21 protein-coding genes are annotated in these 21,504 nt (G+C 70.4%); all 21 read left to right on the top strand.

From position 1 onward, the window contains the following. Positions 1–11 precede the first annotated feature (11 nt). The 21 genes from HZA32_17585 (at position 12) to HZA32_17685 (ending at position 21,498) form a co-directional block, all read left to right on the top strand. Positions 12–1,253: an ABC transporter ATP-binding protein gene (locus HZA32_17585; GenBank protein MBI5425893.1), complete on the top strand. Its 1,242-nt coding sequence runs from the start codon at positions 12–14 to the stop codon at positions 1,251–1,253. Further along, complete coding sequence (locus HZA32_17590) at positions 1,250–2,128, top strand: FkbM family methyltransferase (protein ID MBI5425894.1); 879 nt, start codon at positions 1,250–1,252, stop codon at positions 2,126–2,128. The genes HZA32_17585 and HZA32_17590 overlap by 4 nt, the downstream gene beginning before the upstream one ends. A 37-nt stretch (positions 2,129–2,165) precedes the next feature. After that, positions 2,166–2,891: a class I SAM-dependent methyltransferase gene (locus HZA32_17595; protein ID MBI5425895.1), complete on the top strand. Its 726-nt coding sequence runs from the start codon at positions 2,166–2,168 to the stop codon at positions 2,889–2,891. Continuing rightward, complete coding sequence (locus HZA32_17600; GenBank protein MBI5425896.1) at positions 2,888–3,961, top strand: Gfo/Idh/MocA family oxidoreductase; 1,074 nt, start codon at positions 2,888–2,890, stop codon at positions 3,959–3,961. Before HZA32_17595 ends, HZA32_17600 begins: the two co-directional genes overlap by 4 nt. Further along, positions 3,958–5,064 (top strand): NAD(P)-dependent oxidoreductase, encoded by a 1,107-nt coding sequence (locus tag HZA32_17605; protein MBI5425897.1) that lies wholly within the window; start codon positions 3,958–3,960, stop codon positions 5,062–5,064. Before HZA32_17600 ends, HZA32_17605 begins: the two co-directional genes overlap by 4 nt. Then, positions 5,061–6,101 (top strand): glycosyltransferase, encoded by a 1,041-nt coding sequence (locus HZA32_17610; GenBank protein MBI5425898.1) that lies wholly within the window; start codon positions 5,061–5,063, stop codon positions 6,099–6,101. Before HZA32_17605 ends, HZA32_17610 begins: the two co-directional genes overlap by 4 nt. Before the next feature lie 2 nt (positions 6,102–6,103). Continuing rightward, on the top strand, positions 6,104–6,907 hold the full coding sequence (locus tag HZA32_17615) for a glycosyltransferase family 2 protein (GenBank protein ID MBI5425899.1): 804 nt from the start codon (positions 6,104–6,106) through the stop codon (positions 6,905–6,907). Next, a complete protein-coding gene (locus tag HZA32_17620; protein ID MBI5425900.1) occupies positions 6,904–8,100 on the top strand; it encodes a glycosyltransferase family 61 protein in 1,197 nt (398 codons plus the stop codon). The genes HZA32_17615 and HZA32_17620 overlap by 4 nt, the downstream gene beginning before the upstream one ends. After that, on the top strand, positions 8,097–8,930 hold the full coding sequence (locus tag HZA32_17625) for a glycosyltransferase family 2 protein (GenBank protein MBI5425901.1): 834 nt from the start codon (positions 8,097–8,099) through the stop codon (positions 8,928–8,930). Before HZA32_17620 ends, HZA32_17625 begins: the two co-directional genes overlap by 4 nt. Then, on the top strand, positions 8,927–9,919 hold the full coding sequence (locus tag HZA32_17630) for a hypothetical protein (GenBank protein ID MBI5425902.1): 993 nt from the start codon (positions 8,927–8,929) through the stop codon (positions 9,917–9,919). Before HZA32_17625 ends, HZA32_17630 begins: the two co-directional genes overlap by 4 nt. 21 nt (positions 9,920–9,940) lie before the next feature. Further along, entirely contained in the window at positions 9,941–10,735 is a 795-nt protein-coding gene (locus tag HZA32_17635) for an FkbM family methyltransferase (GenBank protein ID MBI5425903.1), read from the top strand. An 18-nt stretch (positions 10,736–10,753) separates the two neighbouring features. After that, positions 10,754–11,836, top strand: coding sequence for a glycosyltransferase family 4 protein (locus HZA32_17640; GenBank protein MBI5425904.1), 1,083 nt, complete (start codon positions 10,754–10,756; stop codon positions 11,834–11,836). Continuing rightward, positions 11,833–12,897 (top strand): glycosyltransferase family 4 protein, encoded by a 1,065-nt coding sequence (locus HZA32_17645; GenBank protein MBI5425905.1) that lies wholly within the window; start codon positions 11,833–11,835, stop codon positions 12,895–12,897. Before HZA32_17640 ends, HZA32_17645 begins: the two co-directional genes overlap by 4 nt. Positions 12,898–12,968: 71 nt before the next feature. Then, on the top strand, positions 12,969–14,033 hold the full coding sequence (locus HZA32_17650) for an acyltransferase (GenBank protein ID MBI5425906.1): 1,065 nt from the start codon (positions 12,969–12,971) through the stop codon (positions 14,031–14,033). Continuing rightward, positions 14,030–15,145, top strand: coding sequence for a hypothetical protein (locus HZA32_17655; GenBank protein MBI5425907.1), 1,116 nt, complete (start codon positions 14,030–14,032; stop codon positions 15,143–15,145). Before HZA32_17650 ends, HZA32_17655 begins: the two co-directional genes overlap by 4 nt. After that, a complete protein-coding gene (locus HZA32_17660) occupies positions 15,135–16,037 on the top strand; it encodes a hypothetical protein (GenBank protein ID MBI5425908.1) in 903 nt (300 codons plus the stop codon). Before HZA32_17655 ends, HZA32_17660 begins: the two co-directional genes overlap by 11 nt. After that, a complete protein-coding gene (locus tag HZA32_17665) occupies positions 16,034–17,095 on the top strand; it encodes a glycosyltransferase (GenBank protein ID MBI5425909.1) in 1,062 nt (353 codons plus the stop codon). The genes HZA32_17660 and HZA32_17665 overlap by 4 nt, the downstream gene beginning before the upstream one ends. Next, a complete protein-coding gene (locus tag HZA32_17670) occupies positions 17,095–18,366 on the top strand; it encodes a glycosyltransferase family 4 protein (protein ID MBI5425910.1) in 1,272 nt (423 codons plus the stop codon). Before HZA32_17665 ends, HZA32_17670 begins: the two co-directional genes overlap by 1 nt. Then, the gene (locus HZA32_17675; protein MBI5425911.1) at positions 18,363–19,688 is read left to right on the top strand and encodes a hypothetical protein; all 1,326 of its coding nucleotides are present in this window, start codon (positions 18,363–18,365) and stop codon (positions 19,686–19,688) included. The genes HZA32_17670 and HZA32_17675 overlap by 4 nt, the downstream gene beginning before the upstream one ends. Beyond that, positions 19,685–20,836, top strand: a complete 1,152-nt coding sequence (locus HZA32_17680) for a glycosyltransferase family 4 protein (GenBank protein ID MBI5425912.1) — start codon at positions 19,685–19,687, stop codon at positions 20,834–20,836. Before HZA32_17675 ends, HZA32_17680 begins: the two co-directional genes overlap by 4 nt. Continuing rightward, positions 20,833–21,498: an acyltransferase gene (locus HZA32_17685; protein MBI5425913.1), complete on the top strand. Its 666-nt coding sequence runs from the start codon at positions 20,833–20,835 to the stop codon at positions 21,496–21,498. The genes HZA32_17680 and HZA32_17685 overlap by 4 nt, the downstream gene beginning before the upstream one ends. Positions 21,499–21,504: the final 6 nt, after the last annotated feature.

Raw genomic sequence — 21,504 nt, forward strand, 5'->3', positions numbered from 1 at the left:
GTGCCCCGCCCATGAGCCGTCCGATCATCGAGGTCCGCGGAGTTTCCAAGAGCTATCAGCTCGGGCGCATCGGCTTCACCAGCCTCCGCTCCGAAATCGAACGCGCGTGGACGCGCTTTCGCGGCCGCGCGCCGGCCTCCGACGCCGACGCGTTCTGGGCCCTGCGCGACGTGTCGTTCGACGTGCAGCCGGGCGAAGTCCTCGGCCTCATCGGCCGCAACGGCGCGGGCAAGTCCACGCTGCTGAAAATCCTCGGCGAGATCACCGAGCCGACCGCCGGCGAAGTCCGCCTGCGCGGCCACGTCGCCTCGCTGCTCGAAGTCGGCACCGGCTTCCACCCGGAGCTCAGCGGCCGCGAGAACATCTTCCTCAACGGCGCCATCCTCGGCATGCGCCGCGCCGAGATCGCACGGAAGTTCGACGAGATCGTCGCCTTCGCCGAGGTCGAGCGCTTCCTCGATACGCCGGTGAAACGCTACTCCAGCGGCATGTATGTGCGCCTCGCCTTCGCCGTCGCCGCGCATCTCGAACCGCAGATCCTGCTCGTCGACGAGGTCCTCGCGGTCGGCGACCACGCCTTCCAACAGAAGTGCCTCGGCAAAATGCAGGACGTCGCGCGCACCGAGGGCCGCACGGTCATCTTCGTCTCGCACAACATGGCCGCCGTCGCGCGCCTCTGCACGCACGCCGTCCTCCTCGAGGGCGGCCGCGTCACCCAACTCGGTGCCGCGGCCCAAGTCGTGCAGGACTACCTCGCCCGCGCCTCCACCCAAAGCGCCGAGTGGACTCGCCCGTCGGACCTGAAGCCGCACCGCGAAGTGTTCTTCGTGCGCGGTGCGGTGCTCGCGCCCTCCGGCGCCCCCGCCGCGGTCCTCGCACCCGACGACGCCGTCACGATCGAGCTGACCTGCGCCGAACGCGAAATCCGCACGCCGTGGGTGCTGCGCGTCTCCCTCTACGACCAGAAGGGCCACGAGCTTTTCCTCACGCAGGACCTCGAAACGCCCATCGCGCGACCTTCCCGCCCCGGCGCGACGCTGCGCGCGCGTTGCACTTTCCCCGGCGGCCTGCTCAAGCCCGGCAACTACACCGTCGGCGTCTCCGCCTGCGAACGCAGCGGCGATCAGGCCGTGCGCCTGTTCGAGGAATTCGAACCGCTGCTCGGCTTCGAAGTTTCCCCGCAAGGCTTCGTCGGCTACATGCCGCGCGGTCTGCTCGGCCCGCGCGCCGACTGGCAGTTCCACTGGGAATGAACCTCGAACTCGGCACCGACCTGCTGCTCGCCGATTTGCTCGCGCGACTCGATCCCGCATCCGCCGGCACCGTCGTCGAGATCGGCCTCGGCCGCGTGAACTTCACCTTCCAGTGGGCGCGACCGCGCGGCCACCGCTGCTTCGCCGTCGAGCCGCTGCCCACGCCCGTGCTCCGCGACGCCTGCGCGCGCCACGGCGTGCCGCTCGTCGAAGCCGCCGTCGCCGCCACCGACGGCGAAGTGGACATCTTTCTCGGCGCCGTGAACGGCCACGATCTGCCCGACGTCAGCTCGCTCAACCCGCGCTGGTGGGGCGCGAGCGCGAACGCCCGCCGCGTCCGCGCCGTCACGCTTCCCACGCTCGCCGCCGAGCTCGCCCTCGACACCGTCACACTGCTCAAGATCGACACCGAGGGCAGCGAACCCGCCGTCGTCGCCGGCCTGCACCGGATTGCCGCGCCGGTCCGGCCGGCCCTCGTCTGCTTCGAATACGGCGGCGGCGGCCCGCGCCGCGACGCGCGCGGCGGCTGGAGCGAGGAGTTTTTCGCCGGCACGCAATCCTGTCTCCGCGACCTGCAAGCCCTCGGCTACCGCCAGGCGCTCCTGCTCGACGAGAGCCGCGCTGAGCCGCAACTCGTGGACCTCGCCGCCACCGCCGACTTCGCCGCGCTTTTCGCGCCCGAGAGCACGGTGGGCAACCTGATCGCGCTGCGCGACCCTATCGACGCCGCGTGGCTCGCCGCGCACTGGCGCGGCTTCGCGCCGCAATTCGCCCGCGCCCTCCGCCGCGAACGGTGGTCTTATCGCTGGACCTGGCTCCGCCACCACGCCACGCGCGTGCGCACCGGCCTGCTGCACCGCATCGGCGTCCGCTGACGCCGCGCGCTCCGCCCCGCCGCATCGCCTCCGTCCCATGCCGCCGCACGACTCCTCGCCCGCCGAATCCCGCTACTCGGACGGCGACTATTTGAGCCGCCATCCCGGTTGGCACCGCGAGCATTCCGCGTGGAAAGCCGCGCAGATCGCCGCGCTCCTGCGCCGGCAAAATCGCACGCCGCGCTCGATCGTCGAAGTCGGCTGCGGCGCCGGCGGCATCCTTGCCGAGCTGCAACGCGCGCTCGGCGCCGGCGAGTTCACCGGCTACGAGATCGCTCCCGCCGCGCTCGAGCTCGCCGCGCCGCTCGCGAACGGGCGGCTGCGTTTCGTCCTCGGCGATTTCCTCGCGCTCGACACACCGCCGAGCGACCTGCTGCTCGCCATCGACGTCGCGGAGCACGTCGAGGATTACCTCGGTTTCCTCCGCGCGCTCCGGCCGCGCGCGCGCGCGCACGTCTTCCATCTGCCGCTCGATCTCTCGCTCCTGAGCAGCTGTCAGCCGCGGCGGCTCGACTGGAATTTCGAGAGCGTCGGCCACCTGCACTATTTCACCGCGGAGACCGCGCTGCGCGCGCTCGCCAACGCCGGCTACACCGTCCGCGCCCACACGTTCACCGCCGTCGAACTCGACCTGCCGCCGCCCGACGCGCAGCAGCAACGCCTGCGCTTCCTCCGCCGCCTCGGCCGCCGCCTTTCGCCGGCATGGACCTCGCGCCTGCTCGGCGGCTTCTCGCTCCTCGCGTATTGCGAGGCCGCGCCATGAACGCCCCCGCCACGGCGCGCATCGCCATCGTCGGCTGCGGCGCGATCGTCGAGCGCAGCCACGCGCCCGCGCTCGTCCATCTCGCCGCCGCCGGACGTGCGCACGTGACGGCGCTCGTCGATCCCGACGCCGCGCGGCGAAGCCTCCTCCGGCGGCACTTTCCCGGCGCGCGTTCCTGCGCCGATCTCGGCGAAATCGCGCCCGGCGAAATCGACCTCGCGCTCGTGGCTTCCCCCGCCCGCTTCCACGCGGCGCAAGCGCAGCACTTGCTCGCCCAAGGCGCCCACGTGCTCTGCGAAAAACCCCTCGCCTCCACCGTCGCCGACGCCGAAGCGATGGTCGCCGCCGCGCGCACCCACGGCCGCGTGCTCGCCGCCGGACAATTCCGCCGCTTCTTCCCCGCGCTCCAGCTCGTGCGCGACTATCTCGCCGCCGAATCCCTCGGCCCGCTGCGCCGCATCGACGTCCGCGAGGGCGGCGCCTTCGACTGGCCGGCCGCCACGCCGTCGTTCTTCGATCGACGCCAAGCCGGCGGCGGTGTCTGGCTCGATGTCGGCGCGCACGTGCTCGACACGCTCGTGTGGTGGCTCGGCGAGCCGCTCGAACTCGTCTACGCCGACGACGCCGCGGGCGGCCTCGAAGCCAATTGCCGCGCCCGGCTCCGCCACGCGAACGGCGCCACAAGCCACATTTTTCTCTCGCGCGACTCCGCCACGCCCAACCGCTGGCGCCTCGAATTCGAGCGCGGCGAGATTGTCTGGTGCGTCGGACGCACCAACGAACTCGAGGTGCGACTCGCCGGCTCCTCCCTCTGGCAAATCGTCCGCACGGAATGCGAAACTCCTGCCGGCCGCCGCGCGGGCGATGGCTACGACGATGTTTTCGTCAGCCAGCTGGCCGACGTGATCGACGCCGTGCGCCACGCCCGCGCGCCGCGCGTCAGCGGCGCCGAAGCGTTGCGGGCGCTGCGCGAAGTCGAGCGCGGCTACGCGACGCGGCAACTGCTCGAAAGTCCGTGGCTCTCCCACGAGGAACAAGCCGGCGTGCGCGCCGCGCGCGACCAATCATGAGCGGCCGCAAACTTCGCATCGCGATCGTCGGCGCCGGCGGCTTCGTTGGCACGCGCCTCATCGAGCGCTGGCACCTGACCGGTTTCGCCGAGGTCGTGCCCGTCGTCCGCCGCCCCGCCAACCTCGCCCGCCTCGCGCGCTTCCCGCTCGAGGGCCGCTTCGCGGACGCCACCAACGCCGCCGAACTCACGCGCGCCCTCACCGGCTGCGACGCCGTCGTGCACGCGATGGTCGGCGATTCGCACGCGCTCGTCGCCGCCGCGGCCGCGCTCGCTCGCGCTGCGACGGACGCACGCGTCGAGCGCGTCATCTACCTGAGCTCAGCGATGGTCCATGGCCCGGCGCCCGCACACGACTACGATGAGGACGCCCCGCTCGCAACCGACCAGCCCTTCGCTTACGGCCGCGCCAAAATCGCCGCGGAAAAGCGCCTCGTCGCCGCCGCGTTGCCCGCGCTCATTCGCCTGCGTCCCGGCATCGTCTACGGTCCGCGCTCGCGCTGGATCGCCGAGCCGGCGGAACAACTCGCCCACGGCCTCCTGCCCTGCCTCGACGCCGGCGGGGGAATTTGCCCGGCAATCTACGTCGACAATCTCATCGCCGCCATCGAAGCCGCGCTGCACGCGACGAACGTGCGCCAAGGCGCCTTCCTCGTGCGCGACACCGAGACCGTGACCTGGCGCGAATTCTACGCCGCCCTCGCGCGTGCGCTGGGCCACAGCGCCGATCTCATCGTCGATGGCATCTCCGCCGAGCCGCCCTCCGGCTGGCGTCACCGACTGGAAGCGCTGCGCGTGCATCCGACCACGCAACGCGCGCTCGCTCGCATCCCGACTCGGTTCAAGCAAACCGTGAAAAGCGCCCTCGCCGGCTGGAGTGGCCGCGCCGCCTTCGGCGGTTTCGCCCCGCTCGACGCGCCCGCGCCCTCGCGGCAACTCAGCGCCGAGCTGACCGCCTTGCAGCGCAACCGCCATCGCATGATCGACGCGCGCGCCCGCACCGCACTCGGCTACGCGCCGCCGGTGTCCTTCGCCGACGGCATCGCCCGCTCCGCGGGCTGGGTGGAATTCGCCCGCGGCAACCCGCCGCGCGACGCCACATGAACGTCGACTTTTCCCGGTGGGCCGTCGTGGCCCACAAGGACGACACCGGCTTCGGCCGCATGGCCGCCGACGCCCGGCGCGTCCTCGGCCTCGGTCGGCACATCGTCATTCCTTCGGAGCGCCTGACCGACCACCCGCTCGATCCGCGCGACGAAACTCGCCTCGATCCCAAGGATCCGCCCGCGCGCGTCGAGGAAGTGCTGGCCGGCCTCCAGGGCATTCTGTTCTTCGAGCGTCCGGCCTGGCATCCGCAGTTGCTCGCCACCGCGCGCCGGCTCGGGGTGAAGACCGTCTGCGTGCCGATGTGGGAGTGGTTCCACGGCCGCGCCGCCGAGTGGCGCGACTGCGATCTCTTCGCGTGCCCGGGGGAATTTTCCGCGCAAAACATCCGCGCCTACGGCTGGAAAAACGTCGCCGTCGTGCCGTGGGCGTTCGATCTCACGCGTTTCCCCGCGCGCTCGGTTCGCGGCCCCGCCCGCCGCTTCGTGCACAACGCCGGCCTCGTCGACCGCGACGACCGCAAGGGCACGCGCGACACCGTCGCCGCCTTCACCCGCACGCGCCTGCCCGAAGCGCGCCTGGTCGTGCGGCTGCAAACCGCCGCTGAGCTACCGCCGGCCGACGCGCGCGTCACCGTGCAAGTCGGCAATCTCGACGATCCCGCCGCGCTCTACGCCGAGGCCGATTGCGCGATCCAGCCTTCGAAGATGGAGGGCATCGGTTTCATGGTGCTCGAAGCCGTCGCCAGCGGCTTGCCGGTCATCACGCTCGACTATCCGCCGATGAGCGAATTCGTCGCGCAACCCGAGCTGCGCGTGGCGAAACGCTGGTTCAAGCGCCGCGCGTTCGCCAATCACTGGGTGCCGCACGCGCACCTGCGCCTGCCCCGCCAGGGAGATCTCGTCCGGATCATCGAATGGTGCGCGACCAACGACCTCGCGCCCGTCGCCCGCGCCAATCGTGACTGGGCCGAGCGCACCTTCGCGCGCGAGCGGCTCGTCGCCCACTGGGAGCAAACCCTCGCCCGGCTCGACTGAGCGTGCGCTACTCCGCCTACATTCCCTGCTGCAATGACGTCGCGACCATTCGCGCCGCCGTCGAGAGCGTGCTCGCGCAAACCCTCCCGCCCGCGGAAGTGCTCGTCGTCGACGATGCCTCGACCGACGCCAGCCTCGCCCAACTCGCCGGACTCGACATCCGCGTGATCCGGCACGAAAGCAACCTCGGCCGCGGCGCCGTGCGCGCCCGCGCCATGGCGGAGGCGCGCGAGGAATTCGTGCTCTCCTGCGACGCCACGAATCGCCTGCCGCCCGGTTTCGCCGCCGCCGCCGCCCCGCTCTTCGCGGCGGAGCGGACCGCCGCCGCCTTCGGTCCGCTCGCCGATCCCGTGCCGCGCGGGGTCGCCAGCCGCTGGCGCGCGCGCCATCTCTTTCGCCAGGACGATCAACCCGGCCGCCATGCCCGCGCGCTGCTCTCGACCTACGGCACCTTCGTGCGCCGCGGCGCGGCCGCGAGCGTCGGCGGCTTCACTCCCACGCTGCGCGCCACCGAAGACGCCGACCTCGGCCGGCGACTGCTCGCGGCCGGCTACGACGTCGTGTTCGCGCCCGAACTCACCGTCTGGAGCAACACCGTCAACTCCGCCGCGAAAGTCCTCGAGCGTTACTGGCGCTGGAACTACGCCGCCGCCGGGCGCGCCGTGCTGCGCAGCTATCCGCGCCTCGTGTGGTATTCGTGGCGCACCATGATCGCGCAGGACCTCCGCGCCGGCGACTGGCCGGCCGCCGCCGTGAGCGCGCTTTGCCCGCACTACTGCGCCGCCCGCTCGCTGTTCGCCCGATGAAACCGCTCCTGCGCTCCGTTGGCGTTGTCGCCCGCGATCTCGCGGCCGCGACGCTGCGCCGCGTGCCCGGCTCGTCGCGGCAATTCGGTCCGCCACGCCAGCATGTGCCCGACACGCGCGAGTGGCAGCGCGCCCACCCGCAAGCTCGGCTCCACGCCCTGAGCGACGCGCGGCCGGTGACGCGCCCCGACGCGCGCCACGCCGACGAGCCGATCGCACGGCGTTTCGCCGCCATGCGCCACGGCACGATCAAGCCGCGCTTCGTCGTCGAGCTGCCGCGCGCGCGCTTCTGGGGACGCGGCTACGGCTACGTCATCGACGCCGACGACGCGCTGCACTGCGAGCTTTCGCCCTGCTTCGAGAACTTCGCGCCGCCGGAAAACAATCCGGGCCACGACGCCCTGCGCCAGCCGCTGTTGCCGCGGCTGCGACAGCGGAGCGGCACGCTCGCCGTCCTCAGCACGCTTTTCTGCGAGAATTTCCACCACTGGCTGCTCGACGCCGTGCCGAAACTCGGGCTGCTGCGCGACGCCGGCTGGGCTCTCGATCGCATCGACGGCTTCGTGCTCCCCGCCTCCGCGCAGCGTCCGTGGCACGAGCAAACGCTGGCGCGCCTCGGCCTCGCGCGTGACCGGCTCGTGTTCGCGGACGCGCACACGCATCTCGCCGCCGACTCGCTGCTCGTGCCGTCCTACGCCGAGCCGGGCTGCGAGCCGGAGAAGTTCGACTACACACCCGAGGGACTGGCCTTCGTCCGCGAGCTGTTCTCCGAGGCCCGCACAACTTCCGGCACCTGGCCGGAGAAGATCGTCATCTCCCGCGAACTCGCCGCGGCGCGCCGCTGGACGGGCGGAGAAACCGGCCACACGCACCTGCAACGCGCCGGCTTCGTGAAGGTGCTTCTCGAACAACACACGTTGGCCGAACAAGCCGCCCTCTTCGCCCACGCGCGTCAGATCGTCATGCCGACCGGCGGCGGCCTCGCCAATCTCGCCTTCTGCGCGCCCGGCACGCAGGTCGTGGAGCTCTTTCCGCCGACCTATTTGCCCACCTTCAGTCTCGTGCTCTCCGGCGCCCTCGCACTCGACTACACTGCGCTCGTCGGCCCGGCGAAGTCCGGCGCGGCCGAAGGTGACGACGATCCGCACGCCATCGCCGTGCCCGTCGATCGCATCCTCGCGTCCTTCCGGTGATCCTCTCCGTCGTCATCCCGACCTGCAACCGGCCCGACACTCTCGCGGCCGCGCTGGAGCGGCTCGCGCCCGGCGCGCAAACGCTAGCTGCCGCCGACTACGAGGTGATCGTGACCGACGACAGCCGCTCCACCGCGACGGAGACGCTCGTCCGCACTCGCTTTCCCTGGGCGCGTTGGACACGCGGTCCGCAACGCGGCCCGGCGGCCAACCGCAATCATGGCGCCCGCCTCGCCGGCTGCGCCTGGCTGGCGTTTACCGACGACGATTGCCTGCCCGACGCCGGCTGGCTGTCGGCCTTCGCCACCGAGACCGGCGAATCGACGATCGCCGCGCTGGAAGGCCGGACGTGGTGCGGCGAACGAAACATGGGGTCGCTGCGCTTCGCACCGTGCAACGAGTCCGGCGGGCGGCTCTGGTCCTGCAACTTCGCCATTCGCGCCGAAACATTCCGCGCCCTGTCCGGCTTCGACGAGGGATTCCCGTTCGCCCACCTCGAGGACGTGGATTTTCACCACCGGTTGAAAGCGGCCGGCCATGGCGTGCGCTTCGTTCCCGCCGCCGCCGTGGAACACCCGCCGCGCGCACTCGGCCCGGTCTGGCGTTCGGCGCTCGCGCACGAGTCATCGTTCTATTTCGCGCGCAAACACCGACTGCCGCTCTCGCGCGCCGGCATGAGCCCGGGATTTTTCCTCCGCGCCCGGCTCAAGCAATGGGCCGGCAGCCGCAACGCCTCCGAAACCGCGCGCTTTCTCGGTCGCTGGATCGCGGAAACCGGCGTGATCGCACTCCTGACGCCGGTCTGGTTGTGGCGCCATCGCCGGCGATGAGCATCGTCTACGTCAACTCCACGCTCCGCGCGCGACGCGCCATGTCGAACGACGGCTCGACCAGTCCTCTTCACTACTGGGGCTACGCGCCGCAACCCGACGACGCGCTGCTGACGCATCGGCTGAACCGTTGGGAAATCCATCTCCGCCACCGTCTCGGCGGGCTCGATCCCTCGATCTTCGCCGCGACCCTCTGGCGGCTGGGTCGCGACGCCGCCGGCACCTACGTTGTCTCGCAGCCGGACCTGTGGCAGGTCTTCCCGCTGCTCAAGGAACTCTTTCCGCGCCGGCCGCTCGCGACGTGGGTCTGGATGGATTGGGAAGTCGATCTCCAGTTCGACCGCCTGCGCGCCTGCGATCATATCTTCTGCCTGACGCCCGGCGCCAAGCAACGACTCGATGAGCGCGGCATGTCCGCCCGCTCGAGCTTCGTGCTCTGGGGCTGCGATCCGGCCTACTATCGCGCCACCGCTCCGGTGCCGACCGAGGCCGACGTGATCATCAGCGGCATGTCCCAGCGCGACACGGCCCTTGCCCGGGCCGCGCTGGATACGGCGCGGCATCGAGTGCTGCTGACGCCCGTCACCGCACAAATCGTCGGCCGCCCCGAAGCCGCCACGACCGTCGGCAATGACACCGAATTGCGGCGCGCGTATCACCGCAGCCGCGTCTGCTGGATTTTGCTTCGCGCCGAAGATCGCTATCCCAGCGGCCTGACCAACCTGATCGAGAGCCTCCTGTGCGGGACCGCCGTCGTGATCGCCGATCGCACGCTCATTCCGGAACCGTATCTGACGCTGCCGGGCGTCTTCCGCTACCGCACCGGCGATCTCACCGACCTGCTCGCGCGAACCGACGAGGCGCTGGCGTGGACCCGCGAGCCGCGCGCCCGCGCCGCTATCGCCGCCGCGGCCGCGGAGCGTCTCAACGGCCAGGAACTTTCCGCCGCCATCGCGCGAACCCTCGATCCCGGCCACCGCCGCCGCTAGATCTTCCCGCCTGCCGCCTGCATGAAATCCACCGTGAAGAACTTTCTCACCGCGCACCAACCGCGCCTGCTCGCGCGCCTGTTGCGCTGGAAACCCGGCTGGAATCGCGACCTGTTCCTCTTCCTGCATCTCGTGCGGCCCGGCGACACCGTCCTCGACATCGGCGCCAACGTCGGTCTCTACACCGAGGTCTTCGCCCGCCTCGCCGGTCCGCGGGGACATGTGCACGCATTCGAACCGGTGCCCGACACGTTTGCGCAGCTGCGCGCGCGCTTCGCCGCCGAAGCGCACTGGCCGCAAGTCCACCTGCACAACGCCGCCGTCTGCGAGCGCTCGGGACCGGTCACGCTGATGCTGCCGGGCAGCGATTCCGGTCAGGCGTCGATGGCGCAGCACCAAGTTGCCGCGTGGGAAAACAGCACGGTGCGCTCCTTCGCCTGCGCGGGCCATCGCCTCGACGAGTTCTTTCCCTCGCTCAACTCGCCGGCTCCCGCCTTCATCAAACTCGACATCGAAGGCGCCGAACTGCTCGCCCTGCGCGGCGCGCGTGAACTGCTGCGGACGCACCATCCCGTGCTGCACATGGAGGTCTGGTCGCGCTGGCTGCACGACTTCGGCCACCAGCCGGCGGACCTCGCCGCCGAATGGCGTGCGCTCGGCTACGACCGCTTCGTCGCCGTCACCGATCGCTTCACGCCGCTCGCGGATCTCGAGCAGAGCTGGGCCGGCATCATCGAGTCCGGCTCGCACAACGTGCTGGCATGGTCCTCGCGCAGCCCGTGGGCCGCGCGCGTGGAGGCCATTCCCTTCGTCTGAGTCGCCGCGCTCCGCCGAATGAAGATTCTCGTCTACAGCAATTGCCCGCTCGATCCCGCCCTCGGCTCGGGCAAGACGCGCGTGCGTTTCAGCGAAGGCCTGCGCGCGCGCGGGCACAGCGTGCGCGTCATCGAGCCTGATGCCGTGCGGCTCTGGCCGCGCCTGCGCGCCGGACATCGTTTCCGGCTCGCGCTCGGCGCGCGCTGGCACCTGCAACGCACGCTCGCCCGCGAGAGCTTCGATCTCGTCGAGATCAACGGCGGCGAGTTCGGCTGGCTCGCGCGCTGGCTGCACCGCCGCCGGCAACGTCCGCTGCTCGTGCACCGCACCGACGGCTGCGAACTGCTCGCCACCGCGGCCGGCGAAACCGCCGGCGCCACGGCACCGCTCCACCGCGCGCTCGACCGCGCGGCTTTCACGCACATCGACGCTTGCGCCGCCCTCTGCGGCGCCGATCGCGCACACCTCGTGCGGGGCGGCTTCCTGCCCGCGGCACGGGTCGCGGTTGTGCCGCCGGGACTCGACGACGAGTTTCTTGCCACTTCGGCCCCCACGGCGCGCCCACCGCGACTGGCCTTTCTCGGTTCGTGGATCGAACGGAAGGGCGTAGACACACTCGTCGCCGCCGTCACGCCGCTCCTCGAACGCCATCCGGAAACGGAGCTCGAGCTGATCGGCACGAGCCGCGGCGAGGAAGAGCTGCGCGCCCTGTTCCCCACCCCGCTCCGTCCGCGTCTGCACGTGCCCGGTCGCATCTCGCGTGAGGAATTGGCGCAACGCCTCACACGCGCTTCGATCTTTGTGCTGCCCGCGCGCTACGAAGGCTTCGGCATGGCGACCGCCGAAGCGATGGCATGCGGCTGCGCCGCAGTGACGACGCCGACCGGGTTCGGCGCCGACCTCCGCGATCAGGAAAACGCGCTCGTCGTGCCGATCGGCGACGCGCCGGCACTCCGCCGCGCGTTGGAGCACCTGATCACCGACGCCGCGCTGCGCCACCGCATCGCCCTCGCCGGCTGGCGCACGGTGCAGGAATTCCGCTGGGAGCGCGCCGTCGCGCAGCTCGAAACCGCTTACCTCGGCTGGCTCGCCCAACGATGACTTCCGGACAGGCCCCGCTCCGCGTCGCGCTCGTCAGCCCCACTTTCGGCGGCTACGGCGGCATGGAAGCGTTCGCTCTGGGAATTCTGCGCGGTCTCGCCGCGCACCCGGAGGTTAAGTTGACCGTTTTTTTCAAACGAGTCGCGAGCTTCGAACTGCGACCGGAGTTCGCCGCAGCCTGCGCGCCGTTCGGCGCCCGCGTGCAATTCATCCCGCGCGCGAGCGGCGCGTTGTGGCGCGCGGTCGGCGACGCGGAAGTCGTCCACTCGTTCAATCCCAGCCCGGACACGTTGCTCGCCGCGCAGCTCGCACGATGCCCGGTGCTCGTGAACGTGATCAATCATCGCACCCCGGGAAACTCACCGCGCCAACGCGCGTGGGACGTGCTGCTGCGGCGGGCGGCCGCGCGACGGTTCTACATTTCGGACTTCGTGCGCCGCAGCTGGGAAGGCCCGGCGGCGTGGCCGGACAGCGAGGTCGTATTCCCCCTCTGCGAACTTGCCAGCGGCGAGCGCCCCATCGAACAGCGCCGCGGCTTCGTCTTCGCCGCGCGCTGGATTGAAAACAAGGGCCTCGACACGCTCGTCGAAGCCTACGCGCAGGCCGCCCTCGATCCCGCGCGCTGGCCGCTGTGCCTGATCGGCGATGGCCCGCTGCGCCCGCGGATCGAACGACGCCTCGCTGAACTCGGCGTGCGTGGCGTGACCGCGCTCGGCTTTCTATCTCAAAGCGAAAAGGCCGACGCGATCCGCGCGGCGCGCTGGATGGTCGTGCCACCGAACACCCGCGAGGATTTCGGCCTCACCGCGATCGAGGCGCGCGCGGTCGGCGTGCCATGCATCATCACGCGCGATGGCGGCGTGCCGGAAGCCGCAGGCCGCGAAGCGCTCGTCTGCGAGCCCGGCGATATCCCGGGCCTCGCGGCCTGCCTGCGCGCGGCAGCGGAGATGTCCGACGGCGAATACGCCACCCGCGCGCGCCGCACGCGCGACTCACTCGCGCAGGAGCTGCGCGGCCCGGAGTTCTACGCGCACGCTTACCGGGAGCTCGCCGAACGATGAGCGCCGTCGGACAAGCTCCGCTCCTCGCTACTGCCTCGCGGGATTCGGCCGCGGGCGCGCGAGTCGGCGGCATGACGCCCGCCGTCTCCGTCTACCTCGACGCGTGGCGGGCGTTCGCGGCGCTCGGCGTGATGCTGGGGCACGTCGGGTTGCCGTGGTTTTCCGCCACCGGCGTGGTCTTTCCCGACCTCGGGCACGAGCTCGTGATCGTGTTCTTTTTCCTCTCCGGCTTCGTGATCGCGGACGCCACGCTTGGGCGCAACCGCGGGGTGATCGACTACGCGGCCGCCCGGCTGGCGCGGATGTATTCGGTGGTGTTGCCGGCCCTCGCGTTGACTGCGCTCGCGATGGTCGCGGCGCGGATGGTGCCCGCGCTCGCCGCCGCCGTCCTGCGCGATCACGAAAGCGCGCGCCTCGCGCTCTGTGCCGTGTTCCTGCAGGAGGCGTGGTTCCTCAGCGCGTCGCCGGCCACGAACTCCCCGCTGTGGTCGCTGGGATACGAGTTCTGGTTCTACGTGCTGTTCGGCATTTGGGTCTACGCCCGCGCCGCGCGCTGGCGCTGGGGCTTGATGCTCGCCGTCGTCGCACTGGTGGGGCCGAAAGTGCTGCTGCTCCTGCCCGTCTGGCTCACCGGTGTCGCAGCGTGGTGGCTGCAAGCGCGCTTCGAACCGGGCCGGCTTTTCGCTGCGGCGGTCGCTGGCGTTTCCGGCGCGCTGCTGCTGGCGTTTTGGATCAAGGGATGGTGCTTCCCCGGCGGGCCGCTCGCCGTCGCGCCATGGTTCTACTCCGGCCGTTGGGGCAGCGACCTGCTGCTCGGCGCGCTTTTCGGCGCGCATGTCCTCGGCTGCGGATGGCTGTGGAAAAATGCGTCCGTGCCGGCACCGATCGAGCGCCCGGCGCGCGCGGCCGCCGGGATGACTTTCTCGCTCTACGCCTATCATTACCCGCTGCTCGTGCTCGGCGCGGCGCTGCCGTTCTACGACCCGCGGCAGCCCGGACACGTGGTCGGGCTCGCGCTCGGCGTGTTGGGCGCGGTGACGCTGTTGCACCGCTTCACCGAAGGCCGGCGGCGCGCGTGGCGGGAACTGTTCTTCCGCTGGCTGAGCGCGTCGCGCCGGTCGGTGGCCGCGTCATGAAACTCGCCTTCATCACCGGTTCGCTTGCTCCCGGCCGCGACGGCGTGGGCGACTACGCGCGGACACTCGGGCTCACGTGCGCGGCGGCGGGACACGACGTGCGGTGGGTCAGCCTCGCGGAGCCGGAGGAACCCGGCGCGGACGATCCGCGCATCCTGCGCCTCAGCGACGCGGCGGTGCGCGCCGACGGTGGCGCGGCCGCGCGACGCTGGCTCGCGGAGTTCGCCCCCGATTGGACGAGCCTGCATTTCGTGCCCTACAGCTTCGATCCGCGTGGCTTGTTCGGCGCGCGTGTGCCCCTGCTCGCCGACCTGCTCCACACCGCGCCGCGTCGGCACATTTTCTTCCACGAAGTGTGGATCGGCGTGCACCGCGGGGCGTCGCTGAAGGAGCGGCTCGTCGGCTGGGCGCAACAGCGTGCGGTGCGCGCGCTGCTGCGTCGCTCGGCGCCGGACTGCGTGCACACCAGCACGGCGTGCAACGTCAGCGTCCTCGCCGGCGTCGGACAGCGCGCGGGGCGGCTGCCGATGTTCGGCAGCGTGCCAGCGGTCGCCGCGCCCGTGCCGGAGGCGATCGACGGCGTGCCGTCCGACGCGCTCGTGTGCGGGCTCTTCGGCTCGTTGCACCCGAACTGGCAGCCGGAGGCATTTCTTGGGGATTTCGAACGACTGGCGCGTGCGCTCGGCCGACCAGCGGCGTTCGTCACCGCGGGAGGCATCGGCCCCGGCGGCCCGTTGCTCGCGCAGATCGAGGAGCGCTGGCGCGGACGCATCACGTTTGTGCGGCTCGGTCGTTGTTCGACCGAGCGCCTTGCCGAGGTGTTTGCGCGCTTCGACTTCGCGGTGACTTCGATGCCCTGGAACATTCTCGGCAAGAGCAGCAGCGCCGCCGCGCTGCGCGAGCACGGCGTCAAAGTCGTCGCCACTGCCGCGGGCGATCCGCCGCGCGGCGTGCCGTTGCCGCCGGACGACACGGCGGAGGATCCGGGCTTCGTGCCGTATTTCCGCGATCCGGCCCGTCTCGCGGACGCGCCCGGCCACACCGCGCCGCGCCCCGGCGTGCCCGCGATCGCGCGGCAATTCCTCGCGGATTTGGAGCAACATGAGCGCTGACGCGGTGCCGCCGGTTGCGGTGCGAACATTGCTTTGCCATCGCGACGTCGAACTGATGCTCGCGTGTTGGCGGACGCTGGTCGCGTGCAGCGCGGACGCGTTCGCGACGGTGGTGCACGAGGACGGCTCGCTGACGGACGCCGACATCGCGCGACTCGAAACCGAGATTCCCCGCCTGCGCGTGGTGCGACGCGCGGACGCCGACGCGGCGATGGCGGAGCGGCTGGCCAAACATCCGAACGCGCGCGCGTTTCGCGCCGGATCGGTGTGGGGACTCAAGCTCCTCGACGTCGCGTTGCTCGAGCCGGGCGACTGCTGCTACGTCGACGGCGACATTCGGTTTTTCCGGCCGTTTCGCGGGCTGTTTTGCCGGGAGGCGCTCGCCGGCCGCAGCGTGTTTCTTCGCGACACGGTCTGGATGGCGTATTCGGTGCGGCCCTGGCACCTGCTCGATCGGCGGCGGCTGCGCATCGTGGAAGGCATCAACACCGGCCTGACGCTGATCGATCGCGCGTGCTACGATCTCGATTTCGTCGACTGGTTTCTCGCGCAGCCGGACTGGCGCGTGATTCCCGCGTGGACCGAGCCCACGTGCTGGGCGGCGCTGGCGCGGAGGGCGAACGGCCACGCCGTCGACCCGCGGCAGGTGCTCAATCTCTATCCCGGCGCGCACGTGGAGCCGGCGACGATCGGAGCGCATTTCCTCTCGGCCCATCGCGGGCGTTTTGCGCGTGAGCTCGCGCAACCCGTCATCGACGCGCCGGCGGAAGCGATCCGGTTTCAAGCGCTGCGTCCGGCGGGCGCGCTTGCGCTCGGCTGGAACCAGTTGGGTCGGAAGATCGGCAATGAAATCGCCCGGCGGCGCGCGCCCGCACCCAAGCCCGCCGCATGAGCGCCGCCCTGCCAAACCCTCCTCGCGTCTCGGTCGTCGTGCCGACCTACAAGGCGGGGCCGTTCCTGCTCGAGTTGTGCGCGTCGCTCGTGGCGCAGACGATGCCGGATTTCGAAGTGCTCGTGTTGAGCGACGGCTGCGACGATCACCAGCAGCCGGGCCTGGAGCGTTACGCGGCCGATCCGCGTTTCCGCTTCCTCTCGTGGACGCCGAATCAAGGTGTCGCGCGCGCCACGGAACAGTTGCTGCGCGAGGTGCGCGCGCCGTTCTGGTGCAATCCGGGCGCGGACGATCTTCTGCATCCGGAGTTTCTCGCGCATCGTCTCGCGGCCGCAGAGAAGACGCCCGCCGCGGACATCTTCTTCGGCGCCGGCATCCAAATCGACGCGCACGGCCGCGAAATCTGGTATCACCCCGCGCGCGTCCTGGCGGAGCGCCTCGCCGCGTGGGGCGGGCAAACGATCGAGCCGGCCGCCATGCTGCGCGTGCTCCTGCAGGAGAACGTCATCAACACGCCTTCGATTTTCTGCCGCAGCGCCACGACGATCGCGCCCCTGCTGGCCGCCGAGGTGCGCTGGAAGTATGCGCAGGATTACCACTACTGGCTGCTGCTGGCGGGACTCGGGCGGCACTTCCACTACGACGCGCGCGTGTTGCATTCCTATCGAATGAGCGACGGGCAACTTTCCCGCGATCCCGCGCGCGAAGCCACGCGCCTCGCCGAGTTCCGGCTCGTGCCGCTCGTCGCGCTGCGGCAGGCCGCCGACCAGTCGCCGCTTGCCGCCTCCGTGTGGCGCGAATGGAAGCGTCCGCTCCACGACTTCTGGCTTTGGCGGAAGCTCCTGCTGGCGCGCCGCGGGCAGTTGTCCCGCGCGTGGTCGGAGCAAGCCAGCGTCGCCTATCACGGACGCGCCCTCAGTCGCGCCGCGCAACTCCTCGAGTTCTGCGTTCGCGCGCCCGCGATGGCTGCGCTGCGCTGGGGCGAAAAGCGGCGCGCCCGGCGGCAGATTTGGACCAACGGCCTGCGGCTCGTCGACGAGCCGATCTTCCGCGCGTGATGACTTCCCCCGCCACAGCCCGGGATCGCGTGGTGCTCATGCATCCGACGGGGAACCAGTTTTTCCGCAATCTCGCGCAAGCGTGGCGGCGCGACGGACGGCTGGCTGAAGTCGCGACGTGCCTCGATTGGCGCGCACCGGCGTGGTTTGATCGCCTGCTGCCGCGAGGCATGGCGGCGGAACTCTCCCGCCGCGCCCTCTCGCGCGACACCGCCGGCCCCGTCGTCACGCACCCTTGGCGCGAAGCGGCACGGCTCGCCGCGAGCCGGCTCAGCGCCCGCGCGCTCGTGCGACATGAAACCGGCGCGCTCTCGGTCGATGCGGTCTATCGCGGCTTCGACGCATGGATGGCGCGACGCATCGAGCGCGGCCGCATCGCCGCGAGCGCCGTTTACGCCTACGAAGACGGCGCGGCGGACAGTTTCGCCGCCGCCGCGGCGCGCGGCTGGTTGCGCGGCTACGACCTGCCAATCGCGCATTGGCGAACGAGCCGCCGGCTGCTCGAGGAAGAAGCGCGTCGCTGGCCGGACTGGGCGCCGACGTTGCTCGGGCCGCAGGATTCCGCGGAGAAACTCGCGCGCAAGGACCGCGAGCTGTCGCTCGCGACCCACATCGTGTGCCCGAGCGAGTTCGTTGCCGCGTCGTTGCCGGCGAACGTGCGGAAAGACCGCCGGGTGATCGTCGCGCCGTTCGGATCGCCGCCTTGCGGCCCGGAGCGCCGGGCCCCCGACGCGGCCCGACCGCTGCGCGTGCTCTTTGCCGGGACGATGACTCAGCGCAAGGGCCTCGCCGATCTTTTCGCCGCCATGCGCGAACTGGGGACGCGCGCCGCCGCCGTCGAGTTGGTGGTGATCGGATCGCCGGTGCTCCCCTTGGAATTCTATCGCGCCGTGGGCGTGCGTTTCACTTACGAGGCCACGCGCCCGCACGCCGCGGTGCTGGAGTTGATGCGCACCTGCGACGTGCTGTGTCTGCCCTCGATCGTCGAAGGCCGCGCGCTCGTCGTGCAAGAGGCGATGAGCCAGGGCTTGCCCGCGATCGTGACGGCGAACACCGGCGCCAGCGACGTGGTGGAGGACGGCGCCAGCGGCTTCATCGTGCCTATCCGCGCTCCCGGTGAAATCGCGCGCCGACTGGCTTGGTGCGCGGAAAACCGCGCCCAGCTCGGCGAGATGGGTCGCGCGGCGCAGGCCGCGAGCGTCCGTTTTTCGTGGGCAAACCACGCGGCCACGATTTCCTCGGCTCTCTTCTCCGAACCAAGCAACCCGTGACCCCCAACCGCCCGCTCCTCTGGCTCCGCGCCCTTCTCTGGCTCTATTTCGCCCTGATCATCGGCGAAGGCGTGTTGCGCAAGTGGGTCTTCCCGGGCCTCAGCGACGTGATCTTCATCATTCGCGATCCGCTGGTGGTGCTGATCTATCTTTTCGCGTGGATGTCCGGCCGCTCGCTGGGCGGATCGCACGTCATCTTTCTCGGCCTGCTCGCGGTCCTTTCGCTGGCCTTCGTCTTTTCCACCGACACGCCGTGGATGGTAGCGCTCTTCGGCCTGCGCACCAATTTCCTGCACCTGCCGCTGATCTTCGTGATGGGGTCGACGCTGGATCGGGAGGACGTCCGCCGCTACGCGCGAGTCTGCCTGTGGCTCGCGATTCCGGTGGTCGCGCTGATGCTCGTGCAGTTCAACTCGCCGCGCACCGCGTGGGTGAACGTCGGCGTCGGCGGACAGGAGTCCGGTCAGATCCTGGGCGCGCTCGAGCGCATCCGTCCGCCGGGGCCGTTCAGCTTCATCAGCGGCCTCGTCCTGTTCTTCAATCTCACGGGAGCGTTCGTGCTCGCCGGCTGGCTGCATCGGGAGGGCGTCTCGCGCGTGCTGCTGCTGGTGGCGACCGTCGCTTGCTTCGTGGCGTTGCCGGTCTCGATCAGCCGTTCGCTCCTGTTCACCGCGCTCGTGATCGGCGCGTTTGGACTCATGGCCGCCCTGCGGGACGCTCGCCGGCTCCCGCGTTATTTTGCGCCGGCCATCGTTGCCGGCGTGATGCTGGCCGCCGCGACTGACTCGGTTTACGTGGAGGCTTTCCAGACGCGCTGGAACGACTCGCTGATGTCGGACCGCGGCTCCTTCGAGAGCAACATCGTCGATCGCGTCATCAACGACTACACCCAGCCGTTTCAACAGGCGCTCAACGCTCCCCTCACCGGCCACGGCATCGGCCTCGGCACGCTGGCCGGCGCCCGTCTCACTACCGGCAAAAAGGTCTTCCTGCTGGCCGAGTCCGAGTGGAGCCGCATCGTGCTGGAGATCGGCCCGCTGCTCGGCTTCGCCTTCATCGGCTGGCGCGTGTGGCTCGCTTTCGCGTTGCTTCTGCGCTCCTGGCGGCAACTGCGGCTCGACGGCGATCCACTCGCTTGGCTGCTCGCCGGTGCGGCGTTTTTCCCGATGCTGAATTCGCAATGGGGACCATCGACGCACTTGGGCTTCGCGGTGTTCACCGCGGGACTCAGTCTCGCCGCGCTCAATCCGCCCGAGGATGAAATCGCCGAGGAAACCGACGACGACGAGGAAACCGAGGACGCCGCGCTGAAACCGACGTGAAGATCGCCCTCCTCGCCAACTACGCCCCGGACGGACAGCAGAGCATGCTGCGCTTTGGCGAGCTCCTGCGCCGGGAACTTTCCGCGCGCGGACACGACGTCACGGTCACAGCACCTAAACCGCTGACCGGCCATCGTTGGGTGGCGCGCGTCGCGGGCGAAAAATGGGCCGGCTACGCGGCGAAGTATCTCTCGTTTCCCTCGGAATTGCGCGACGCGCTGCACGGAGGCCCGATCGCGGCGGCGCAAGTGATCCACGTCGTCGACCACTCCAACGCGCTCTACATCCCCGCGCGGCGCGACCGCCCGTGGGTCGCAACCTGCCACGACCTGCTCGCCGTGCGCGGCGCGTTGGGTGAGGACACGGATTGCCCGGCCTCGTGGCTCGGTCGCCGCTTGCAGGGTGCCATCGTGCGCGGACTCGCGCGCGCCGATGCCATCGCGTGCGATTCGGAGAGCACCCAAGGCGACGCCGAGCGCCTGGTGCCGCGCCACGCCCGACAGGTGCGCAGAGCTATTCCGCTGGGGCTCAACCAGCCGCTGCGTCCCGTCCCGATCGCTGAGGCGCGCGCATGCGTCGCGACGGTCGCGCCGCTCCTCGGCTCGGCGCCCTACCTCCTGCACGTCGGATCCAATCTCGCGCGCAAAAACAAAGCCGGCGTGCTCCGCGTTTTCGCGCGGATGCGCTCCCAAGGCTGGCCCGGCAAACTCGTTTTCTGCGGCGCCGAGCTGCCCGAGGAATTGCACACGGCCATCGCCACCCAAGGTCTCGCGGAGCAGGTCCTCGCCGTGCCGCGCGCGACCGACGCCGAGCTGGCCGCGCTCTACAGCGCGGCGCACGCATTGCTGTTCCCTTCGAAGTGCGAGGGTTTCGGGTGGCCCGTGCTCGAAGCGCAGGCGTGCGGCTGCCCGGTGATTTGCAGCGACCGCACCTCGCTGCCCGAAGTCGGCGGCGACGCCGCCCAGGTCTGCGCGCTCGACGACGAAGCGGGCATGGCGGTGGCGGCGCTGCGACTGGGTTCGTCGGCGGAGCGCGAGGCGGTCATCGCCCGCGGACTGGCCAACGCGCGGCGGTTTTCCGTCGAGCGGATGGTTGACGCCTATCTCCAACTCTACGAAGAGGTCATCTCGCTCCCGCGCCCCCGATGAAGTTCCTGCTTCGCCTGTTCGTCGTCCTGCTGCCGTGGTTTTTGCGCCGGCGCGTGCTGACGGCGTGCTACGGTTACGAAATCCACCCGACCGCGCACATCGGCTGGTCTTGGATCTTCCCCGAGAAGCTCATCCTGCATGAAGGCGCGCGAATCGGTCATCTCAACGTCGCGATCCACCTCGCGCGACTCGAGCTGGGGCCGCACACGCTGATCGACCGCCAAAACTGGATCACCGGTTTCCCGCGCGGCGACACGCGGCACTTCGCGCATCGGCCGGACCGCGACCCGGCCCTCGTCGTCGGCGCCCACGCCGCCCTCACCAAGGGCCACCACTTCGACTGCACGGACCGGATCAGCATCGGTGCCTTCACGACGATCGCCGGCTACCGCTCGCAGTTCCTGACGCACTCGATCGACATTGAGCAGAGCCGGCAGGATTGCGCGGCGATCGCCATCGGCGAGTATTGCTTCGTCGGCACGGCGGCCGTCGTCCTCGGCGGTGCGCGGTTGCCCGACCGCTGCGTGCTCGGCGCGATGGCGCTGCTCAATTCCTCGGAAAACCTGCCCGACGGACTTTATGCGGGTGTGCCCGCGCGGCGCGTGAAGGACTTGCCGCGCGACGCGAAGTATTTTCACCGAACCGAAGGTTGGGTCTGGTGAACGCCA

This window comes from Opitutia bacterium, from assembly GCA_016217545.1.
Classification (GTDB): domain Bacteria; phylum Verrucomicrobiota; class Verrucomicrobiia; order Opitutales; family Opitutaceae; genus Didemnitutus.

Bases quoted from the DNA above. Each gene is read 5' to 3' on its own strand.
- HZA32_17630 (MBI5425902.1), top strand. From the start codon at position 8,927: ATGAGCATCGTCTACGTCAACTCCACGCTCCGCGCGCGACGCGCCATG.
- HZA32_17650 (MBI5425906.1), top strand. From the start codon at position 12,969: ATGACGCCCGCCGTCTCCGTCTACCTCGACGCGTGGCGGGCGTTCGCG.
- HZA32_17635 (MBI5425903.1), top strand. From the start codon at position 9,941: ATGAAATCCACCGTGAAGAACTTTCTCACCGCGCACCAACCGCGCCTG.
- HZA32_17670 (MBI5425910.1), top strand. From the start codon at position 17,095: ATGACTTCCCCCGCCACAGCCCGGGATCGCGTGGTGCTCATGCATCCG.
- HZA32_17600 (MBI5425896.1), top strand. From the start codon at position 2,888: ATGAACGCCCCCGCCACGGCGCGCATCGCCATCGTCGGCTGCGGCGCG.
- HZA32_17665 (MBI5425909.1), top strand. From the start codon at position 16,034: ATGAGCGCCGCCCTGCCAAACCCTCCTCGCGTCTCGGTCGTCGTGCCG.
- HZA32_17620 (MBI5425900.1), top strand. From the start codon at position 6,904: ATGAAACCGCTCCTGCGCTCCGTTGGCGTTGTCGCCCGCGATCTCGCG.
- HZA32_17595 (MBI5425895.1), top strand. From the start codon at position 2,166: ATGCCGCCGCACGACTCCTCGCCCGCCGAATCCCGCTACTCGGACGGC.
- HZA32_17605 (MBI5425897.1), top strand. From the start codon at position 3,958: ATGAGCGGCCGCAAACTTCGCATCGCGATCGTCGGCGCCGGCGGCTTC.
- HZA32_17585 (MBI5425893.1), top strand. From the start codon at position 12: ATGAGCCGTCCGATCATCGAGGTCCGCGGAGTTTCCAAGAGCTATCAG.
- HZA32_17660 (MBI5425908.1), top strand. From the start codon at position 15,135: ATGAGCGCTGACGCGGTGCCGCCGGTTGCGGTGCGAACATTGCTTTGC.
- HZA32_17610 (MBI5425898.1), top strand. From the start codon at position 5,061: ATGAACGTCGACTTTTCCCGGTGGGCCGTCGTGGCCCACAAGGACGAC.
- HZA32_17590 (MBI5425894.1), top strand. From the start codon at position 1,250: ATGAACCTCGAACTCGGCACCGACCTGCTGCTCGCCGATTTGCTCGCG.
- HZA32_17645 (MBI5425905.1), top strand. From the start codon at position 11,833: ATGACTTCCGGACAGGCCCCGCTCCGCGTCGCGCTCGTCAGCCCCACT.
- HZA32_17685 (MBI5425913.1), top strand. From the start codon at position 20,833: ATGAAGTTCCTGCTTCGCCTGTTCGTCGTCCTGCTGCCGTGGTTTTTG.
- HZA32_17655 (MBI5425907.1), top strand. From the start codon at position 14,030: ATGAAACTCGCCTTCATCACCGGTTCGCTTGCTCCCGGCCGCGACGGC.
- HZA32_17640 (MBI5425904.1), top strand. From the start codon at position 10,754: ATGAAGATTCTCGTCTACAGCAATTGCCCGCTCGATCCCGCCCTCGGC.